This is a genomic window from Peptostreptococcus anaerobius 653-L (genome assembly GCF_000178095.1).
GTDB classification, from domain to species: domain Bacteria; phylum Bacillota; class Clostridia; order Peptostreptococcales; family Peptostreptococcaceae; genus Peptostreptococcus; species Peptostreptococcus anaerobius.
In genome coordinates, this window is the sequence record NZ_ADJN01000027.1 from 1 (window position 1) to 21,390 (window position 21,390).

Genomic DNA, 21,390 nt, shown 5'->3' on the forward strand with positions numbered 1-21,390 from the left:
AAAAGTATATATTAAAAAATAGGAGGTTAATTATACAATCAACCAAGAAAAAATTATACCAATAAAATAGGATATCTTTTTTAAAATATAAAGATATTAAATATGAGAATTTATATTGATTGACAATGAATATCGTATATGTTATTATATGTATAGCTTATATAATCACTTATAAGCAAGATGAAGGTAAGCTTTATAGACATATATAGGTCGAATATATGTAAGTTGAAAAGTTATATTACAAAGGAGGATAGATTATGAAGTTTAAAAAGTTATTATCAACAGTAATGGCAATGGCTATAGTTTCTGCGATAGGTGTAAATGCATTCGCCCTAGACAAGAGTGTGACTGTGTATAAGAATATAGCTAATAATGAGTTTTATACAGGAATGGGCGCACATGCAACCGAGGCATTTTCTAACGGGATAGTAGTGAATAATAATACAGACCTAAAGTTGGAAAGGGTGAAAACTAAGAAAATATATGTAGGTATATTTAGTGGATATATTTCTGAACTTACTTTGCAAGAACAGCCAGGCACAATTGATGGATATGAGTTTGATTTCACAGGAACAAATGTCACACCAACAACTCTTGCAAATACTTCAAGAAAGTATTACAGTGGTCAGGCTAAAATAAAAGTAGCTGGAATAACACATGGAGAAAAACACGTAGACTTGGAAATAAACAACTAATATAGAAAACCTAGATGAAAATATATGTCTATTAAAGCTTGCTGTTCTTATATAAACATAACAATAAACAATAGAGTATCTTATAGGAAGGAGAATAAAATGCTTAAAAAAATATCAAGTATCTTGCTAGCGACAACAATGTTATTTACTGCGATCGGCAATATCAACATAAGGGCAGAAGCAAATGACGATGTCATTGATTATATCTCCCCAAATGAAGCCTACAGCAATTTTAAAGACAAGAGCTTCTTTTATAAAGTTAGGTATAATTCTGTTTTTGCTGGTTATGACTTGGGAACCTATATAGCCTGGTATGCTAATTTAGAAGACTATGGATTTAAGGGTGTAAAAAAGGGGTTTTTTGATGAAGAAAATCCGGACAGGATCGTGCATGAAGTAAAAGATGAAGACACCAGTGCGGTTGTACAGACTTATAAATCTATGATAAATGCAGATGCTCGAGATGGACAACATCGTGACTTTATGAATATGTCTATGTATAACCTTAGTAGTCTTGATTATGGACTTTATAATAAGATTACCAAAAAATTCGTTTCTAAGAAAAACACACCCATAAAATTTATGCCAGAGAGAGACTTAAGCGATGTAGCATATCCGGAAATTGCTGATGGACAAAGTAAAACTGTAAGGCTTGTATGCAAGGACAAGTACTGGATGGCTAACCTAAGCAGGGTGGGAGATAAATATAAGATAAAGGTGTATTTAACTACATATGAAAAAAGCAAAATAGAAGAAATTAAGTATAGTTATAAAATAGCTGGTAAAGAAATTATCAAAGAAGATGCCCAAGAAAAGACGGTTGAACACTATGACTATGATGGTGAAAAAATTACATATAAGTTAAAAGAGGCAGAAATTCAGCTAGATAAACTTACTCAATATATTAACATTGATTTGAAAAAGGAAAATTACCCTAATACAAATCGTAACGGGACATTTAAGTTGGAAATCATGATAGACCCTAGCTTTGACTCTGATTTCTCTAGTGACACCATAGGTTTAAAGAAACTGAACATCAGAGGATACCCTTTGTTCCTTTCTAAAAAACCATACACAAAGAAAATAGAAGACCTCTTTACAAAGCAAATATTTGCTAATTCTGATAGTTCAGATAATATTTTTTCATTTAGAAAAAATGGTGGTTATAATGTAGAAGATCAGTATAGGTATACTATTGATGGGAGCGACCCTACGATAGACTCGAAAGAACTATACTATTTTGGAGATGCCTATGATAAGGATGGCCAGGGTCTGCCTACATATAACCTTTCTATCAACGAGTCAAAAAATGGGGTAGGAAGAGAGGGCATATCTAACCAGTATCTCGAAGGGGGCAAGTTAACTATTAAGGTAAGGTCTTTTAGGGATGGACAACCTAGCTCCGGGATCTTTTCTTATGAATTAAAGGTTAATAAAAGAAGTATTGACGTGGCTACAAATTTAAAAGTAGTAAAAATAAAATTTAATGGACAGTCAAAAAGCTTTGATTTGGCAAATATTGGAATAAATCGTTATGTTTTTGATGAAAATATGGGAATAGCCCCACTATATTATGATACAAGGGCAGAAATAAAAAAAATAAATATTACTGATACGATCAAAGAAAAGTTAAAAAATAAAAAAATAGGTAGATACTACCCACTATCAATCAGCCTACTTGATAAAGATGGAAAGCCTGCTGATATACCAAATGGATGGGAAAATGAACAATTAAAGGATTATACTAAAGGTAAACCCCTTTTGACATTGTCATTATTAAATTTGGACGAAAATGAAGTTGAACCATTGAAGCTGAATAATAGCTTGAAACTCTATGAAATAAAGGATGATGGAAACATTCAAGAGGTAGTAGATGACTATAATATTGAATTAGCGAAATATGGACTAAAGGTAGTAAGTGGAAAATTGAATGCTAAAATACCTATTGATAAGCCGGTTTCTAAATATATAATGGCAGAAGAAAATTCATATACTGAACCTGTTGTAGAAGATTTAAACAAGCTAAAAACAAATACCAATAAGGAAATAGACAAATTACCTAATCTAAGTACCGAAGAAAAAACAAAGTATAAAAGCAGGGTAAATAGTGCGACAACAAAGGCTGAAGTAGAAAAAATACTAAAAGAAGCCAAGGATGCCGATGATAAAGAAGCCAAGGAGGCAAATGATAAAGAAGCTAATAAAGCTGAAGTTTATTCTGTTCCCGTTAGAATGTTACAAGCACATTCTGATACTGCTTCAATGGGTGAGAAAGCCCTTGATGGAAACGCAATAGTAAGAAAGAAGGACAATAAGTATTCATATGAAGTAGCCTTTAAAGGATTAGAGTTTATGAATATGTATGGACATCTATGGGGATTAAATATTTATGATAGCTCCTTTACTTCATCAAAATCAGAGGCAAGGGTATTAAAGAAATTTATGGATAAAAACTTGAAGGGAAAACAAATGGAATTCCCTAAGGTTTATGAATTTGATAAAAATTCTAAGGAAAATACTATCAATATTGAAGTATATGTAGATGCCATGGATGCAATAAAAAATAATGCCCAATCATATGATGATATAGTAAAAGGTGCAGGAAGGCAAAATGCCAGACTGTTCTTAGATTGGAGTAAGGCTAAAAAAGTAGAAGATAATCAAGGAAATGATAGCGATAATCAAGGAAACGATAGCAATGAAGTAGCAAAAAGATTGGCAGGAGATGACAGGTACGAAACTGCTATAAAGATAAGTAAGGATAATTTTAAGTCAGCAGATACAGTTGTTCTTGCAAGTGGTACTAATTCGGCAGATGCCTTGGCAGCTTCATCATTAGCAACATCAAAATCAGCACCAATACTTTTAACTAAGAGAAAGAAAATAGGAAAAAATGTTTTTGATGAAATAAAGAGATTGAATGCGAATAATGTAATAGTAGTAGGTGGAAAAGTTTCCATATCTGAAAAGGTGGTTTCTGACTTGAAAAATAAAAATATTACTGTAAAAAGACTAGCGGGTGATAATAGATATGAAACTTCCTATGAAATTGCAAAAGAATTGCTAAAGTCAAATAAGGCTAAAGAAGCCATCATAGTAAATGGCTTCAAGAATGCTGATGCACTATCAGTATCTTCATTGGCTACAAAGGAGAATTTACCAATATTATTAAATGATGGAAATCGTTTAAGTAAAGATATAAAAAATATTGTTGGAGATTCAAATATTAAGAAGATGTATATAATTGGAGGTAGAGCTTCTTTACCAAGGAGAATAGAAGACAATATAAAGGCTCTTGATGTAGAATACGAAAGGTTGGCAGGAGAAGATAGGTATGAGACATCTTCAAAAATAGCAAAATATGCTTACGAAAACAGTGATAAGGTTATTCTTGCAAGTGGTGAGAATTCTATAGATGCCCTGGCAGCAGGTGTTTTAACAAAAATGGAAAAGGCTCCTATGCTATTGGTACAAAAGAGAAGAATACCAAAGAGTATTTCAAATAGGATAGAAGAATCCAAAGCAAAAAAATTCTTATTGATAGGTGGAGAAAAGACTATTTCTGATAGAGTAAAAGACAAGGTAGAAGGACTTCTTAAATAACATTTCTCTCAAGATATTTAATTAAGGGAGGGCTTATCCTCCTTTAATTAAATTTATCTAAACAGTCGTTTAAAAGAGAACTGTTGAAGAAGTATAAAATATTGAAAATATTGATGGGAGGAAAATATTAATGTTTAAGAAAACATCATCTGTGGCCTTATCTTTGGCAATTTTATTGTCAACAGGTTCAGTAGCCCTTGCCAATCAAAATCTTCAAGGATTAGATTTAAATGTGGTCGAAAAAATTAACACGAAAAATATTAAGGGAGCTTCTAATCAAGAGGTAACGGATTTACAAAATGAATTAAAAAAATTAATTGACCAGGCAGAAGACACAGATACATTGGTATTAAAAACAGATGAAAGTATCAACAAGCTAAAAATTTTTGTAAAAACTGCAAAGACATATTTAAATAGTGAAGATACTAATAAACTTAAGTCTACTATTGAGGAATTAGATCAAAATTTAATTCAAATTGGGGGTGATGAAAACAATATCAAGGATATTTATTCATTGAAAACAAAGCCTCAATTGGAAAAGGGAGTCTATAATGTTCCCATAGTTTTGAGGAATTTTGAGTTAACAGAACAAAATTCAATGGGAAATAATGCTATCATGAGTAAGGCCAAACTAATTGTAGATGAAAGTGGAAAAATAAGACTAAGGTTTAACCTAAGAGGTCTGTACTTTATGGGAGCATATGGTCATTTGACGAATTTGTGGTATTATAATAATACTAAGGAAGAAAATGTTGATAAAAGTCACTTGGAGTACCTGGGGGAATTGACCAGAGTAAAGGTATTAAAAACTAAGAATGAACTAGATGCAGAGGGTAATTTAAGAGATTTTCTAAAAAGTGTTGAAATAAATATAGACAAGCATGTAGATAATCCCAAAAGATATCTTAAAGTAAAGGTTGATGCGATGGATATGCTTAATGGTATAAATCCATATGAAAATTTGGATGAAAATTCTACGTCACCTAATGCCATTCTTACCCTTGACTATAGGTTTATTGAAAAAGATCCTACAAACAATGAAAATCCGTATAGCCAAGGTGACGAGTTAGAACAAGCTAAAAAAGAAGCCAAAATAAGTATTGATAATTTGTCAAAATTAGACTCAAATAGTAAGGCTAAATACAAGGCAGATATAGACAATGCCGAGTCAAAAGAAAAAATCAACGAGGTACTAAAAGAAGCAAAGTATGCCAATGATAAAATTGAAAAGGATATTGATAAATCGAAAAAAGATGCAAAATCTGAAATAGACAGATTAACAGACTTATCAAGTGATGAAAAAACTAATTTTAAAAATAAGATTGATTCATCTACTTCAAAAGAGTCTATAGAAGCTATTGTCAAGGAGGCAAAAGACCTAAACAAGAAGAAAAAGGATAAAAATAAGAAAAAATCAGAAAAAATACAGAGGTTGTCAGGTGATAATAGATATGAGACTTCTGTTGAGGTAAGCGAAAAAAACTTTAAATCTGTAGATACAGTTGTTCTTGCAAGTGGTCAAAATATTGCTGATGCCCTAGTTGCATCATCATATGCCGATATTGAAGAGGCCCCAATACTATTGACAAATAAAAATTCTATTTCAGATGAAGTTCTTGATGAGATTGAGAGGTTAAAGGCGGATAAGGTAGTTATTGTAGGCGGTCAATCCTCTATCTCCAGTAGTGTTGAGTCTAGATTAAAAAAAGAAGATATAAAAGTAACACGTATATCAGGAAGGGATAGGTTTGACACTTCTGATAAACTATCCCAGGAAGTTAGTAGACTATCTAAAAAATCCAGCCAGGCTATCCTGGTAAATGGATATAAGAATATAGATGCTCTTTCAGTTTCATCTCTAGCAACAAAAGAAGACCTACCTATATTATTGAATGGTAGAAATACTTTAAATATGTCTGTAAAAAATAGGTTAAAACAGATGAATGTGAAGAAGGTATATATAATTGGTGGCAACAATTCCATATCAAGTGACGTGGAAAAAGAGTTGAATAGAATGCAAATATCAGTTGTAAGATTATCTGGAACGGATAGGTATGAAACATCTGCCAATATTGCCAAGTATGCCTATAAGGACTTTAATGAGGCTATAGTAGCCAGTGGTGAAAATCCTGTTGATGCATTAGCAGCTAGTACACTTACAGGGAAAAAGGAAGCCCCAATACTATTGACAAATAAAAATAAGATTCCAAAATCAATTAAAAAAATTATTGAAGATATGGATATAGGAAAGATTACAATAGTTGGCGGTGAAAACAGTATTACTGATAATGTGATAGATGATATGGAGGACATGTTATAAGTTTTTAAAACTTTGATACTTCCATATGCCATTTTAAAAAGCAAAATAGGAAAAAAGATTTATTTCAATAAGGGCTTAAGACCCATATTGATTTAAATCTTTTTTGTTATATATCAAATTATAGGATTTATAAAATTGGAGGTTGATAGTTCATGAGTATTAAGAAAAATAAATTTACCTTTATTTGTGCTCTTATTTTAATCTTGATGCCTATTACATTTTTGGCTTGTAAGCAGGATGAAATAGTTGCAAGTACTGATAAATTTGATGTTAGGCTAAGTGAAGTTAATGATAATATAAAGTTGGCAAAATTTGAATATAATTCTATTTTTGGTGATGATAGCTGGAAGAGTGTTGTAGTTTCATCTGACGGAAGTACGGAACAATTTAAGAAAAGCGTTATAGATTATTTAATAATGAGTCATTATAAGGATGAAGAAAATAAAAAGAATGGGTATTCATATTCAGAAGAGGAATTAAATGATATGCTTGACAGTGCTAAGCAAAATATTGAGGAGGATAAAATAAAAAGCAATGAGTATAAGAGTCTGAATATAGATGATCACGTACTAAAAAAATATATCAGAGACAAGATGATTGAGAACAAGAATCAAGAAGAATTTAATAAAAGGGTCAAAATCAAAGAGGAAGATATAAAAAAATATTATAAAGACAAGATAAATGAATTTAAAGAAAAGGAATTTGATTGTTATCAAATTTGGATAAAGAATCCTAATGATAAAATTAAGGCAGAAAATGCTTATAAAGACTTAAAAAAGGGCATGGATTTTTCTACTGTAGTCAAAAAGTATTCAGAAGATGAAAACAGTAAGAATAAGGGGGGCTACATTGGAAAAATCAAAAAAGAAAATTTGATTCCGGAATTACGTGAAAAGGCTTTGATAATGAGGGATAAAGAGTATACTGGAGTAGTAAAAAGCAAGGATGGATATTTTATAATAAAAATTGATAACCAAAGAAATTTAACAAAAACATTGGATTCTTGTAGAACAAAAATAAAAGATGATTTGTTAGAAAAATTATATCAGGAAAATAATAAAAAGATAATTAATAGAATTGGTGTGAAATACTATAAGGACAATATAAAGAAAATAAAGATACAATTGTAGGGATTTCTATCATAGCAAGTATTTTGAATAACTTTCTCGTAAGTGTAACATATGTATTGACAACTAAGATATTGACAACTAAGATTTTCAATAAGATATTTACAATTTATAATTGAGGTGCTAAAATTAAGTTGTATTTATGTAGGTAAAATAATAAAACAAATGGATTTATTATAGCCTAAATAATAGAGATTATACTTAGTAGGAGCGTGAATAGTATGAATAGAAAAGTACAAAAATTTATTGTAGCACTTGGATTAGTGGGAACTCTTGGATCATGTTCATTTGCAGATGTGGTTGTAGATGTGTCTGATGCGAGTTCAAAAGGTAAAGTTGCAATTGATAACAACCCAGTTATCAATGAACAGGCGAGTGACGGAAGTATTAAAGTTGTTGATACTAAAAAGTTGTCCGTAGAGAGGATAGCAGGAAAGAATAGGTATGAGACATCTTACAAAATAAGTGAGGCACTAGGTGAATATAAAAACATTGTAATAGCAAGTGGAGAAGATTTCCCAGATGCCTTGTCAGCGGGTTTATTGGCTAGTCATCTTAAAGCACCAATTTTATTGACTGAAAAAAAATCAGCAGACAAGTATTTACTTGATACTTTAAACAGACATAAAAATCAGCAGTATTACATAGTTGGTGGTGAAAATAGCGTATCTAAAAACACAAAGGAAAGCATACAAGCATTCTCAAAAGATAGTATTAAAATTTTAGCAGGCAAAAATAGGTATGAAACGTCAAGTAAAGTTGCTTCAATGATAGATAAAGATATCTTTGGAAATGATTACGCCACAGATATGCTTGCAGTTTATAATGGGGAAGATTTCCCAGATGCCTTAGCTGCGACTCCTTTTCTATATCAAAACAACAACGATAAAAAGACTCGTACTCCAATAACTCTTGCATGGAATCCAAAGGTTAAAGTAGATTCAGATATTCTGCAAATTGTATTCGGTGGCGAGTCATTCCTTCCAAGGGGCAATGAAAAGCTTAGATTAGCTGGTTCAAACAGATACAAGACATCTGTGGAAGTTGCAAAGGCATTTAAAACTGTTCTAAATAAAGATATAGATACAGTGATAATTGCATCAGGTGAAGACTATCCAGATGCCCTGTCAGCAGGTCCGCTTGCATCTAGCAAGAATGCAGCAATTCTCTTAACAGAAGCTAAGGGATTAAATCCAGATGTAAAGAAATACATAGAAGAAACAAAGTCAATAAAGAACGTAATAATAGTAGGTGGAGAATCAACAGTATCAGCCCAGGTGGAAAAGGACTTAGCTACAATAGCAAGATAATAAAAGTTTAGAGAGCTATATATAAGACCTTAATAATACCGAAGATTGGCAGTAAGTCGTCTTCGGTATTTTTTATTTAAAATATACATTAAAAATAGGGGATTATTTTCAATAAGATATTTACAATTTATAATCGAGGTGCTAAAATTAAGTTGTATTTATGTAGGTAAAATAATAAAACAAATGGATTTATTATAGCTTAAATAATTGAGATTATACTTAGTAGGAGCGTGAATAGTATGAATAGAAAAGTACAAAAATTTATTGTAGCACTTGCATTAGTGGGAAGTCTTGGGTCGTATTCTTTTGCAGATGTGGTTGTAGATGTGTCTGATGCGAGTTCAAAAGGTAAAGTTGCAATTGATAACAACCCAGTTATCAATGAACAGGCGAGTGACGGAAGTATTAAAGTTGTTGATACTAAAAAGTTGTCCGTAGAGAGGATAGCAGGAAAGAATAGGTATGAGACATCTTACAAAATAAGTGAGGCACTAGGTGAATATAAAAACATTGTAATAGCTAATGGAGAAGATTTTCCAGATGCCCTATCATCAGGAATATTAGCTAGTTATCTAAAATCACCAGTTATATTGACTGAAAAGAACTCAGTAAATCCATATTTGTATTCTGCTTTAAATACACACAAGAATCAAAAATATTATGTTATCGGTGGTAAAAGTAGTATATCTGAAAAAGTCATGGAAGATATTAAACACTTTTCTCCAGACCTGACTAGCAGGATTTCTGGTAAAGATAGATATGAGACAGCCGGACTAGTTACTTCTAAGATAATTAGAGAGATATATAATAGCTATGGTTATCCAGATAATTTAGCGGTTTATGATGGCAGTGATTTTGCAGATGCGATGTCTGCAACTCCTTTTATGTATCAGTATGAAAGAAATAAAGAAAAAGAAAAACCAGTTACCGTTCCGTTGCCAAAGGGTTATAAGATTGATCATGATAAGTTAGAAGTTGTATTCGGTGGAGAGTCATTCCTTCCAAAGGGTAATGAAAAACTTAGATTAGCTGGTTCAAACAGATACAAGACATCTGTAGAAGTTGCCAAGGCATTTAAAACTGTCTTAAATAAAGATATAGATACAGTGATAATTGCATCAGGTGAAGACTATCCAGATGCCCTGTCAGCAGGTCCGCTTGCATCTAGCAAGAATGCAGCAATTCTCTTAACAGAAGCTAAGGGATTAAATCCAGATGTAAAGAAATACATAGAAGAAACAAAGTCAATAAAGAACGTAATAATAGTAGGTGGAGAATCAACAGTATCAGCCCAGGTGGAAAAGGACTTAGCTACAATAGCTAGATAATAAAGACTGAGATACAAGTCAAAAGACATTAAAAATACCGAAGATGGGGAAAAATCATCTTCGGTATTTATTTTATAAAAATTTTAGTTGTATAAGACTATCTCTTCTGTCCATCCTTCAAGAATCTTATCTTTTCAATTCCCATAGTTTCTAGGATTGTGTCAGTCTGGTGATGAACTGGTATACCCATCTTAGGAGCAACACCCATAACTGTGTTTGTACAGTCAGTACAGTTAGAGATTAGAACTTCCTGAGCTCCAGCCTTCTTAAGGTTAAGCATCTTAGCAGCCTGTCCAGGACAGTGTCCAGGTCTTTCACACTTAAGTGCGCCACCCTTACCTTCGATTGCCTGCTTACACTTTTCAACGCCTACTACTTGAGAACCCATGTAGCCGGCTATTTCTCTAAGTCTAGCTTCGTTACCACCACAAGCACATACTAGAAGACCCATCTTTGGAGCTCCCTTTGGATATGGCTTAGTAACTAATATACCACCTGTAGCCTTCTTAGTGTAGTCATCTACAGTAGTGCTAGTACCAGTGAATGGTCCACCCATTATGATTTCGCCGTATTCACCATACTTGAATATTCCACCAGCTCTATCTATAAGGTCTCCAACTCTAGTACCGATTGGAACGTTCATAAATATTTCTAGTGAGTTAGCAGTATTTAAGTAACCAGCAACTGTTATATTTTTTTCTATTAATGGCTTTAGGTCATCAACAGCATCTGCTATAGCGCACATAGTTTCAGAGTTTATTACAACAGCGTTTGCAGCTGATGGTAACTGGTCAGTATCAAGTTCGATACCTAGACATTCTCTAACTACAGCTCTTTCTTCACCCATTGGGTACATATTTGGCATAGCTTCGATTCTGATTCTCTCATCATCTATAATTGCTTCAAGAGCCTTTATTTCCTTTGGATGTATTTCCTTTAGAGCGAATACACCATGAGCAGCATTAGTAGCTTCCATACATAGTTTCATACCTCTAAGTAGTTTTTCAGGTTCTAATAGTAACTGGTTCATATTGTGAGAAAGTATTGGTTCACATTCTGCAGCGTTACATAGTACATACCCTGTACCACCAAGATCAGTACCAAGCTTAACGTGAGCTGGGAAACCTGCACCACCAAGACCTACAATACCTGCATTCTTTACAGTTTCAGCTATTGTAGCACCTTTTTCGATCTTTACATAGTCTTCTCCTTGAACATCGTTTGCTTCAATTATGATTTCATCTTCAGTAATATCAACAACCTTACCATCAACGCTGGCATGTAAATAAGCACCTAGTCCTTCAAATGTACCAACTAGTTGTCCTCTTTTAACTTCATCTCCAACCTTAACAACTGGAGTGTTCTTAGCGCCAATATTCTGCTTTAATAATAAATGAATCATCTTAGACATAATTTGCCCCCTTAAAAAATAATAGTAGTGTTATTAGCTAGTAATTTAGTAATGTTTTTGTTTTGCTAGTAAACAGATTGAATCTATCATTTTAAAAGTATGCTTAGCGGAAAAATCCACTCTTATAAGTGTATTATACCATACAGGTACAAAATAACAAGTACTTGTATAAAAAGATAGGTATAATAAATATTTATTTACTATATAAAAAATAAGTATAGCGGAGATACTGTTTGAAAAAAGGTGTAAATATTAGGTATAGAGTAAAAAAATAATTTACTTGGATGATATATATTGATTTCACAAAAAGTCTACCAATATGTGATATAATCTAATCTATAGATAAAAGTTGTGCTAATCAATGAGAAAGAGAGGTGGTTGTAATTGTTCAAAGTTCCTTCAAAAGAAAATTTAGAAGATGTTATGCAAAAAGACTTTGTCACAGCTGATGAAAACCTCAAAGTTGAGGATGTATTTGAAGACTTAATTACAAATAAAAAGACGGTTATAACGGTTGATAGGAATAAAAATATGATTACAGGCTATATAGGTATACTGGATATAGCCAATCTTGTTCAAAAAAAGGGAACATCATACAGGCAAGCCGTATTAAAAGATATAGTAAAAAAAGAATTTATAATGATAGACAGGAGCTATAATTTTAGGACCTATACTAAGTTTTTGGAAGATGAAAACTATATGTACATAGTAGTTGAGGATGACAGTGTCGTAGGATATTTAAATGCCTACTATGTAAAACAAAATAACTATCCTTTCCTAAATGAAGAATTTACTACCTTAAAGCATATAATAAACCAGGTGAATGAGGGCATAAGTGCCATAGACCGTGATGGGGTTGTGATATTATGGAATAAGTTTATGCAAAAAAGGTACAACATTACATCTGATGAGATAGTTGGTAGGAAAATGAGTGACTATCTAGTCGACACAATATCGGAGAGAGTACTTACAACTAGACAGGCCATGAGCGATGTATACTATACAAAAAAGAATATGGCAGGCACTGATTTATATGGAGTTGTTCATGCCTTCCCAGTATTTCATAAAGAAGAATTTGTAGGTGTAGTTTGTACAGAGGTAGATGTAACCGATGCCAGCAAGCTTTCTAAGGAGCTTGAACTTACACAAGAAAAAATAAAGTACCTTGAAGAAGTAAAATCTCTTTCAATAGGTGAGTTTGACAAGATTTTAGGCAAGAGTTACCCCTTAGAAAAGGCTAAAAACATGGCAAAGCAGGTAGCTAAAACCAATTCATCAATTATGATAAATGGAGAAAGTGGTACTGGTAAGGAAGTTTTTGCAAGGGCCATACATAAGTATAGTGAGAGAGAGGGGACATTTATACCTGTCAACTGTAGTGCTATACCACAGGAATTATTTGAAAGTGAGTTTTTTGGATATGAACCTGGAGCCTTCACTGGAGCTACAAAAAATGGTAAGCCGGGTATATTTGAACTGGCAAATAAAGGAACCTTATTTTTGGACGAAATAGGGGATATGCCTTATAATATGCAGGCTAAGCTTCTTAGAGTTCTTCAAGAGAGGGAGATAATGAGGGTTGGCGGAAATGAGATTATAAAAATTGATGTAAGGGTTATTTCAGCTTCAAACAAAGACCTAGCTGCTATGGTCAAGGAAGAGACATTTAGGGAGGATCTCTACTATAGATTGAATGTCGTAGAGATAAACCTACCATCACTTAGGGAGAGGGGTGGAGATGTTGCAATACTAATATATGAATTTTTGGAAGAGCAGTGCAAGATAAATAATAAACCTTTTTTGAAAATTTCAAAAGAAGCCTTGGATATGCTTCAGAGATATGAGTGGAAGGGAAACATAAGAGAACTAAAAAATACTATGGAAAATATGGTCGTTTTATCTAACAGAGACACTTTGGAAGTTGAAGATATACCTGTTTATATTAGACATAAAGTTGAAAGCAAAGAAGATAAGGAGACTATGTACCCGATGGATCTTAATATGGCTGTCCAAATACTAGAAAAAAACAAGATACAGGAAGCTTTGGAAAAAACATCTGGTAATAGGTCTAAGGCGGCAAAAATTTTGAATATACCTAGGACAACATTGTATTATAAAATGGATCAATATGGAATTAGGGATAAATAGATATAAAAAATACAAGTAAAAAACTTTTGAAGTTACAGAAAAAAATCTTGTAAGTGCATATATATATTAAAATGGCAAAAGTGTATAAAAAACAGACATATGTTCAAAAAACAGACAAATAGTTGTGTAGTTGTAAAATAAGCCTATAAACAAGCCTATAAGCGGTGTTGGAGGGCTTATTTTTTTGTTTTAGTGCATTTTACTAATTAAAAAATGAAAAAGTTGTCGGTTATTAGACATATAGCTTTATGGTATTGTTTATATAGAAAAACTCTATTAATATAATTTGGTATATAGCTAAACCCACTTAAATAAACAAAGCATAATATTAAAATAAATGAAATTTACACTGTTTCGAATTGTTGGCATGGATATTGCTGTAGTTATGTCAGTAATGTTTTTGTTAAGTGTATATTTGTGTTTAATATTGATATTGTTATAACTTAATCAGTATTATAGAATACAAAGCCACTTTATTCTATATAGCTAAGTAAAATGTATATAATTAGTCTAAATTAAACATGACTATTAATTGAAAAATATGCATGATAGAAAAAAACTATCAACTTACATATTGAAAATTTTATGAATCTATTATATATTATGAATTAAGGAAAGTGATATCGATAACAAATTAAGAATAGACTATAGAGTTGTTTACTGTTGATATTAACACCTTAAGAACCTTTAGTAGCTAAAGGTTGGATGCAGAACAAAAAGTAATATAGTTGTGAGTGGTTTGTTTGTATTAGGGTACATTGATAAGATGTGTCGCAATTTTTAAAAATCATTTCAACATATTCAACTTTGTTATAAATTAAATTTTAACTATATTTAAGGAGGATTTTTTGCTATGTCAATAACTAATGAAACAGCAAAAGCCCATGCTAATGATCCTGCAGTTTGTTGCTGTAGATTTGAAGCTGGTACAGTAGTTGAAGCTGCTAATCTTGAAGATCCAGCAATATTCCCAGACCTAATCGATTCTGGATTATTGGAAATTCCTGAGAATGCTTTAACTATAGGTCAGGTATTAGGAGCTAAGTTAACTCAGACTCTAGACGCTCTTACACCAATGACTACTGAAAACACAGAAGGATATGCTCTTGAAAGTGAAGAAGAGGAAGAAGTAGTTGAAGAAGTTGCTGAAGCTCCTGTAGCTGCAGTTGCTCCTGTTGCTCAGGCAGACGGAGTTCTAAGAATACAGATAGCTGAAGGTAAGGGAATCAACCTTGAAATACCAATGGGTGCTATAGGTGGTTCTGGTGTTGCTCCATCTGCTGGTGTTGTTGTTCCAGTTGCGGAAGCTGGTGCAGTTGCAGATGAAGTAGAAGAAACTAAGGTTCTTAGAAGTCTTACTAAGAAACACTACAAGATTGATAAGGTAGTATTCGGTGAAAAAACTGAAATCAAAGGAACTACACTTACAATAAGAAATCCAGAAGAAATATGTGCAGAAGCTGCTGCTACTGAAGAACTAGTATTAGATCTTAAGTTAGACATAATAACTCCAGATAGATATAATGAATATTCAGAAGCAATTCTTGACCTTCAGCCAATCGCAACTAAAGAAGAAGGAGAACTTGGTGAAGGTGTAACAAGAGTGCTTGATGGAGCTGTAATGGTTCTTACTGGTACTGATGCTAACGGTGTTCAGATAGGTGAATTCGGTTCTTCAGAAGGTGCTATGGATACAACAATGATGTGGGGTAGACCAGGTGCTGCTGAATTTGGTGAAATATTCATCAAGGGTGAAGTAACTATAAAGGCTGGTACTAACATGGAAAGACCAGGACCTCTAGCTGCTCACAAGGCATTTGACTATGTCACTCAGGAAATAAGAGAAGCTATAAAGGCTATAGAAGATGAATCTCTAGTAGTTGATACAGAAGTAATCAACCAGTACAGAAGAGCAGGAAGAAAGAAAGTTGTTATAGTTAAGGAAATAATGGGTCAGGGTGCAATGCACGACAACCTAATATTACCAGTTGAACCAGTTGGTACATTAGGCGCTAGACCAAACGTTGACTTAGGTAACGTTCCAGTTGTTCTTTCTCCACTAGAAGTATTAGATGGTGGTATCCACGCTCTTACTTGTATAGGACCTGCTTCTAAGGAAATGTCTAGACATTACTGGAGAGAGCCATTAGTTATGAGAGTAATGGAAGATGAAGAACTAGACCTAGTAGGTGTAGTATTCGTAGGTTCTCCACAGGCTAACTCTGAAAAGTTCTATGTATCTAGAAGACTAGGTATGTTAGTAGAAGCTATGGAAGTAGATGGTGCTGTAGTTACAACTGAAGGATTTGGTAACAACCATATAGACTTCGCATCACATATCGAACAGATAGGTATGAGAGGTATTCCAGTAGTTGGTGTATCTTACTGTGCAGTACAGGGTGCTCTAGTTGTTGGTAACAAGTACATGACTCACATGGTTGACAACAACAAGTCAAGACAGGGTATAGAAAACGAAATACTTGAAAACAACTGTTTAGCTCCAGAAGAAGCACACAGAATAGTTGCTATGTTAAAGAATGCTATAGAAGGCGAAGAAGTTAAGCCAGCTGAAAGAAAGTGGAATAACAACGTTAAGTTAAACAACATAGACGCAATTGAAAAGGCTCTAGGTATAGAAATTCCTCTAGAAAAGAACGAAACTTCACTTAACATGACTAGAAAGAGAAGTCAGTTATACGAAAGAGCAGACATAGAAGCTGGTATAGTAGAAGATACTTATACTCCAGTTGAAGGAGAATAATCTAATATAGCGTATAGTTTTGTTCAAAACCTATTACATGAAAGGATAAAAATAGTATGCAAGAAGATTTAAGATATATGTCATCTGAAAAATACTATGAAGGCGTCATTGTAGACGTTGAAGGTGGCGCAGTCACAATTGACCTTAAGGGTAGGTTAGGACAATTTAAGATACCAAATAGAATGCTTATTACTGACTATAATCCTCAGGTGGGTCAAGAAGTCGGGTTTATGTTAAGCAACCCAGAGGTATTACGTCCTGAACCCAACGAGGAATACATTAGAAAAATGAATGGTCAGCGTAAAATTGAAGAAAAGAAAAAATTTGAAAATCTGACTAGACTTGAAAAATCAATCTTGGAAAAAACGAAAGAATTAGAAGAGCTTGAGAAAAAGATAAAAGAACTAGGATTAGATATTTAAATTAATTTGAAGGGAGAAATTACAAATGAGTCGTAAACTTACAACAGTTCCAGGACTTCAATCTGAGATATATGTTCCAATAACACCTCCTCCAGTTTGGACTCCTGTTACAAAGCCATTAAACGAAATGGTAATAGCACTTGCTACTGCAGCTGGTGTACATTTAAAGACAGATGAAAGATTTAACCTAGCTGGTGATACTGGATTCAGAATGGTTCCAGACACAGCTACTCCAGATGACCTTATGGTATCTCATGGTGGATATGACAACTCTGACGTTAATAGAGACGTTAACTGCATGTTCCCAATAGAGAGACTTCATGAATTAAAGGCTGAAGGATTTATAAAGGACGTTGCTCCAATGCACTACACATTCATGGGTGGTGGTGGTAACCAGCATGTCTTCACAGAAGAAACTGGTCCAGCAATCGCTGCTAAGTTAAAAGAAGAGGGTGTAGATGGCGTTGTCATGACAGCTGGCTGAGGTACTTGCCATAGAACTGCCGTGATCGTGCAGAGAGCAATAGAAGAAGCTGGTATACCAACTATAATAATAGCAGCTCTTCCTCCAGTAGTTAGACAGAATGGTACTCCAAGAGCGGTTGCTCCATTAGTACCAATGGGTGCTAACGCTGGTGAACCACACAACGTGGAAATGCAGACAGGTATCCTAAAGGCTACACTTGAACAGTTAGTATCTATACCATCTGCTGGTAAGATAGTTCCATTACCATTTGAATACCACGCAGCAATATAGTTGAATATTTAACATTATAGGTCTTGAACTTATTTAGTGTTTAGCTTATAATGACAGTAAGCCCATCCTCTATAATCTAATGATATAGGGGATGTCGGTTTACTTAGTTTAATTAAAGGTGGTAATGTATATGGAAGAAAAGATTTTAAGAAGACTTGTAATAAAACCGTTTTCCATAAACGAGGTGAAGTTTGGGAAAAGATTTGGAATCAAGGGTGATGTACTTGAAATCGTCGAGGAAAAGATCGAAGAGCTAAAGGCATCAAATGACTTGATTACAAATATTAGACTAGAAATCATCAAACCTGGAGACTATGATAGAGAAATCAACACTATTATGGATATAATTCCCATATCTACCAAAGTTCTTGGAGGATTGGGTGAAGGTATAACTCACACACTTTCTGGTGTGTATGTAATGCTTACAGGAGTTGACGAAGATGGAAGACAGATGCACGAATTTGGTTCATCTGAAGGAAATCTTAGTGAACAGATGATATTTGGAAGATGTGGTACTCCTGACGTGACTGATTATATTATACATATGGACGTTACGATTAAAGGTGGGCTTCCATTTGACAGAAATTTACCAAACGCATGTTTTAAAGCTTGTGACGATTTTATACAGGAGATTAGAGCTGTCCTTAAGAGCATCGATGGAAGACTTGCCGATGGTTCTCATGAGTTCCTAGATAAGATAAGTCCTGGTAAGAAGAAGGTTGTTTTGGTTAAGCAGGTTGCTGGTCAGGGTGCAATGTATGACAACTTGTTATTTGCACAGGAGCCAAGTGGCTTTGAAGCTGGAACATCAGTAATAGATATGTGTAATATGCCTATGATCCTATCTCCTAACGAATACAGAGATGGTATCTTAAGAGCACTAGTTTAGGGGGTGAGACTATGGGTATAGGTCCTTCAACAAAGGAAACATCATTACATATGTTTAGAGATCCACTAGTAAAAGTATTAGGTGAAGATACAGATATAGATTTTGCAGGTATAGTTGTAGTCGGAACACCTGATGACAACAAATATAAGAACTTAGTTGGCCAGAGAGCTGCTGCATGGTGTGAAGCTATGAGAGCAGATGGTGTAATCCTTAGCGCTGATGGCTGGGGTAACTCACACGTTGACTATGCAAATACATTTGAAGAAATCGGTAAAAGAGGAATACCAACAGTAGGTGTTACTTTTAACGGAGTTCAGGCAAAATTTGTTGTAACTAATAAGTATATGGATACAATTGTTGACATCAACAAGAGCGAGTCTGGTACAGAGACTGAGGTTGTCGGTGAAAACAATGTTGACATAATAGACGCAAGAAAGGCTTTAGTCTTCCTAAAGCTTAAAATGCGTAAAGCAAAATAATTAATAATACACTGGAGGTACTAATTATGAAATTTAGTAGAAGTATTCATGCAATCGATTCTCACACTGCTGGTGAAGCAACAAGAATTATAGTTGGTGGAATCCCAAATATAAAGGGAAAAAATATGCCAGAAAAGAAGCAGTGGCTAGAAGACAATCTTGATTATTTAAGAACTGCTGTTATGCTTGAGCCAAGAGGACATAATGATATGTTCGGTTCAATACTAACTCAGCCTACAGTTGAAGAAGCTGACTACGGTATCATATTCATGGACGGTGGCGGATACCTTAACATGTGTGGACATGGTACAATAGGTGCTATGACTGCAGCTGTTGAAACAGGTATTGTAAAAGTTACTGAACCTATAACTAAGGTTGTTCAGGAAGCTCCAGCTGGTATAATCAGAGGTGAAGTACTAGTTGAAAATGGTAAGGCTAAGAAGGTATCTTTCCAGAACGTACCTGCATTCTTATACAAGAGAGATCAGGAAGTTGAACTACCAGGATTTGGTAAGATCAAATTTGATATATCTTTCGGTGGAAGTTTCTTCGCTATAGTTAAGGCTGACCAAATTGGTCTTGATATAGTTCCAGAAAATGCAGGAAAGTTAAATTCTTTAGGTATGCAGTTAAGAGACATCATAAATGCAGAAATACCAGTACAGCATCCAGAATTACCACACATTAAGACAGTAGACCTAGTTGAATGGTGGTCAGAAACTGATACTCCAGGTGCAACTTACAAGAACTGTGTTGTATTTGGACAGGGACAGGTTGACAGATCTCCATGCGGAACAGGAACAAGTGCTAAACTTGCTACTCTACATGCTAAGGGTGAATTCAAGATGGGAGACAAGTTCTTCTATGAATCAATCCTTGGTACAATATTTGAAGGTGAAATCGTAGGTACAGCTAAGGTTGGAGAATACGATGCAGTTATACCTCAGATTTCAGGTTCTGCATATATCACAGGATTCAATCACTTTGTAATCGACGATGAAGATCCACTTAAGCATGGATTTATCTTAAAATAATAGTATTAAAATAAGCATACATCTCCTTTTAGGAGGTGTATGCAGTAATAACATAATTAAATATGACGTTGATAAATCGCGTTTGCCTGCGATAAATAAATTGAGCTATTTTACAATTAATTTTGGGGGTAATAAAGTATGATAGTTACTATATTATTATGGATATTCAGAATATGTATAGCAGGTACTGGTATACTAATGGTAGCAGACATTGCTAAGCATAAAGAAAATTTAGGTAACACATCAGGAGCTCAGGTTGGAAAATCTATTTTCATAGGTTTTATCACTAACTTTGGTGACACTCTTGGTATAGGTTCATTCGGTCCTATAGTTGCTCTATTCAAGTTATTAAAGGTTGACATCAGCGATAAGGAAATACCAGGTACTCTAAATGTATCATGTGCTATTCCAGTATTAGTTGAAGCACTTATATTTACATCAGCTGTTGAAGTTGAGCCTATCACACTAGTAGCATTATTATTTGCAGCAGCGCTTGGTTCATACATTGGTGCTGGTATAATATCTAAGATGGACGAAATGAAGATTCAGATAGTAATGGGAGTTTGTCTATTTGTAGCAGCTATTATAATGCTTGTAACTCACCCAGCTCTTGGATTATTTGAAGCAGGTGGTACAGCTAAGGGGCTTACAGGAATCAAGTTAATAATTGGTATAGTTGTTAACTTTATACTTGGAGCTCTTATGACAGCAGGTGTTGGTCTTTACGCACCTTGTATGGCCCTTATATTCTTACTAGGAATGGACGTAAAGGCTGCCTTCCCTATAATGATGGGTTCTTGTGCAGTACTTATGCCAACTTGTTCAGTTAAGTTTATCAAGGAACAGACTTACAACAAGCTAGTTTCTATACTTATAGCTATAGGTGGTGTTGTCGGTGTATTCATTGCCTATAAGTTCTTCTCAAGTGTAGATGTAAATAAGTTGAAATTCGTTATTATAGCTGTTATACTTTACACTGCTTACACAATGTTTAGTAAGGGTATGAAGACTAAAAAAGCAAGAGCTATGCAGTAAGCTTAGGCATTTTTAAGCGAATTGGTTTTAATTTAATAGTAAAAAAATCCCTCTAGGATTTTCTAGAGGGA

The 21,390-nt window shown here is 33.9% G+C and carries 15 protein-coding genes; 14 read left to right on the forward strand and 1 reads right to left on the reverse strand.

What is annotated here, in order from left to right:
* The first annotated feature begins 257 nt into the window (after window positions 1–257).
* The 6 genes from HMPREF0631_RS03495 to HMPREF0631_RS03520 all read left to right on the forward strand — a co-directional run bounded on the left by HMPREF0631_RS03495 (window position 258) and on the right by HMPREF0631_RS03520 (window position 10,383).
* Window positions 258–695 carry a hypothetical protein gene (locus tag HMPREF0631_RS03495; RefSeq protein ID WP_002843480.1) on the forward strand — a complete coding sequence of 146 codons (438 nt, stop codon included), beginning with the start codon at window positions 258–260 and terminating at the stop codon, window positions 693–695.
* 99 nt (window positions 696–794) lie between these two features.
* On the forward strand, window positions 795–4,298 hold the full coding sequence (locus tag HMPREF0631_RS03500; RefSeq protein ID WP_002843476.1) for a cell wall-binding repeat-containing protein: 3,504 nt from the start codon (window positions 795–797) through the stop codon (window positions 4,296–4,298).
* A gap of 130 nt (window positions 4,299–4,428) precedes the next feature.
* Window positions 4,429–6,618 carry a cell wall-binding repeat-containing protein gene (locus HMPREF0631_RS03505; protein ID WP_002843464.1) on the forward strand — a complete coding sequence of 730 codons (2,190 nt, stop codon included), beginning with the start codon at window positions 4,429–4,431 and terminating at the stop codon, window positions 6,616–6,618.
* 152 nt (window positions 6,619–6,770) lie between these two features.
* Window positions 6,771–7,748, forward strand: coding sequence for a peptidylprolyl isomerase (locus HMPREF0631_RS03510; RefSeq protein ID WP_002843472.1), 978 nt, complete (start codon window positions 6,771–6,773; stop codon window positions 7,746–7,748).
* Window positions 7,749–7,966: 218 nt separating this feature from the next.
* The gene (locus tag HMPREF0631_RS03515; RefSeq protein ID WP_002843474.1) at window positions 7,967–9,055 is read left to right on the forward strand and encodes a cell wall-binding repeat-containing protein; all 1,089 of its coding nucleotides are present in this window, start codon (window positions 7,967–7,969) and stop codon (window positions 9,053–9,055) included.
* 239 nt (window positions 9,056–9,294) lie between these two features.
* Window positions 9,295–10,383 (forward strand): cell wall-binding repeat-containing protein, encoded by a 1,089-nt coding sequence (locus HMPREF0631_RS03520; protein ID WP_002843469.1) that lies wholly within the window; start codon window positions 9,295–9,297, stop codon window positions 10,381–10,383.
* A gap of 97 nt (window positions 10,384–10,480) precedes the next feature.
* On the opposite strand, the gene prdC is transcribed toward HMPREF0631_RS03520, so the two are convergent.
* The gene (gene prdC / locus HMPREF0631_RS03525; RefSeq protein ID WP_002843473.1) at window positions 10,481–11,794 is read right to left on the reverse strand and encodes a proline reductase-associated electron transfer protein PrdC; all 1,314 of its coding nucleotides are present in this window, start codon (window positions 11,792–11,794) and stop codon (window positions 10,481–10,483) included.
* Between the two features lie 384 nt (window positions 11,795–12,178).
* Here prdC and prdR point away from each other — a divergent pair, with 384 nt between their 5' ends.
* From prdR to HMPREF0631_RS03570, 8 genes are all read left to right on the forward strand, one after another.
* A complete protein-coding gene (gene prdR / locus HMPREF0631_RS03530; RefSeq protein WP_002843470.1) occupies window positions 12,179–13,942 on the forward strand; it encodes a sigma-54 dependent transcriptional regulator PrdR in 1,764 nt (587 codons plus the stop codon).
* 853 nt (window positions 13,943–14,795) lie between these two features.
* Window positions 14,796–16,703 carry a D-proline reductase (dithiol) proprotein PrdA gene (gene prdA, locus HMPREF0631_RS03535; RefSeq protein ID WP_002843479.1) on the forward strand — a complete coding sequence of 636 codons (1,908 nt, stop codon included), beginning with the start codon at window positions 14,796–14,798 and terminating at the stop codon, window positions 16,701–16,703.
* Between the two features lie 56 nt (window positions 16,704–16,759).
* On the forward strand, window positions 16,760–17,125 hold the full coding sequence (locus HMPREF0631_RS03540) for a CBO2463/CBO2479 domain-containing protein (protein ID WP_002843477.1): 366 nt from the start codon (window positions 16,760–16,762) through the stop codon (window positions 17,123–17,125).
* A 25-nt stretch (window positions 17,126–17,150) separates the two neighbouring features.
* Window positions 17,151–17,882 (forward strand): D-proline reductase (dithiol) protein PrdB, encoded by a 732-nt coding sequence (gene prdB / locus HMPREF0631_RS09680; protein WP_080547788.1) that lies wholly within the window; start codon window positions 17,151–17,153, stop codon window positions 17,880–17,882.
* A gap of 130 nt (window positions 17,883–18,012) precedes the next feature.
* Entirely contained in the window at window positions 18,013–18,771 is a 759-nt protein-coding gene (gene prdD, locus HMPREF0631_RS03555; RefSeq protein ID WP_002843462.1) for a proline reductase cluster protein PrdD, read from the forward strand.
* Between the two features lie 11 nt (window positions 18,772–18,782).
* Window positions 18,783–19,250 (forward strand): glycine/sarcosine/betaine reductase component B subunit, encoded by a 468-nt coding sequence (locus tag HMPREF0631_RS03560; protein WP_002843471.1) that lies wholly within the window; start codon window positions 18,783–18,785, stop codon window positions 19,248–19,250.
* Window positions 19,251–19,276: 26 nt separating this feature from the next.
* On the forward strand, window positions 19,277–20,284 hold the full coding sequence (locus tag HMPREF0631_RS03565) for a proline racemase (protein ID WP_002843475.1): 1,008 nt from the start codon (window positions 19,277–19,279) through the stop codon (window positions 20,282–20,284).
* 138 nt (window positions 20,285–20,422) lie between these two features.
* Window positions 20,423–21,319: a sulfite exporter TauE/SafE family protein gene (locus HMPREF0631_RS03570; protein ID WP_002843465.1), complete on the forward strand. Its 897-nt coding sequence runs from the start codon at window positions 20,423–20,425 to the stop codon at window positions 21,317–21,319.
* Window positions 21,320–21,390 lie beyond the last annotated feature (71 nt).

Coding starts and splice junctions, on each gene's coding strand:
- HMPREF0631_RS03495 (WP_002843480.1), top strand. CDS start 258: ATGAAGTTTAAAAAGTTATTATCAACAGTAATGGCAATGGCTATAGTT.
- HMPREF0631_RS03500 (WP_002843476.1), top strand. CDS start 795: ATGCTTAAAAAAATATCAAGTATCTTGCTAGCGACAACAATGTTATTT.
- HMPREF0631_RS03505 (WP_002843464.1), top strand. CDS start 4,429: ATGTTTAAGAAAACATCATCTGTGGCCTTATCTTTGGCAATTTTATTG.
- HMPREF0631_RS03510 (WP_002843472.1), top strand. CDS start 6,771: ATGAGTATTAAGAAAAATAAATTTACCTTTATTTGTGCTCTTATTTTA.
- HMPREF0631_RS03515 (WP_002843474.1), top strand. CDS start 7,967: ATGAATAGAAAAGTACAAAAATTTATTGTAGCACTTGGATTAGTGGGA.
- HMPREF0631_RS03520 (WP_002843469.1), top strand. CDS start 9,295: ATGAATAGAAAAGTACAAAAATTTATTGTAGCACTTGCATTAGTGGGA.
- prdC (WP_002843473.1), bottom strand. CDS start 11,794: ATGTCTAAGATGATTCATTTATTATTAAAGCAGAATATTGGCGCTAAG.
- prdA (WP_002843479.1), top strand. CDS start 14,796: ATGTCAATAACTAATGAAACAGCAAAAGCCCATGCTAATGATCCTGCA.
- HMPREF0631_RS03540 (WP_002843477.1), top strand. CDS start 16,760: ATGCAAGAAGATTTAAGATATATGTCATCTGAAAAATACTATGAAGGC.
- prdD (WP_002843462.1), top strand. CDS start 18,013: ATGGAAGAAAAGATTTTAAGAAGACTTGTAATAAAACCGTTTTCCATA.
- HMPREF0631_RS03560 (WP_002843471.1), top strand. CDS start 18,783: ATGGGTATAGGTCCTTCAACAAAGGAAACATCATTACATATGTTTAGA.
- HMPREF0631_RS03565 (WP_002843475.1), top strand. CDS start 19,277: ATGAAATTTAGTAGAAGTATTCATGCAATCGATTCTCACACTGCTGGT.
- HMPREF0631_RS03570 (WP_002843465.1), top strand. CDS start 20,423: ATGATAGTTACTATATTATTATGGATATTCAGAATATGTATAGCAGGT.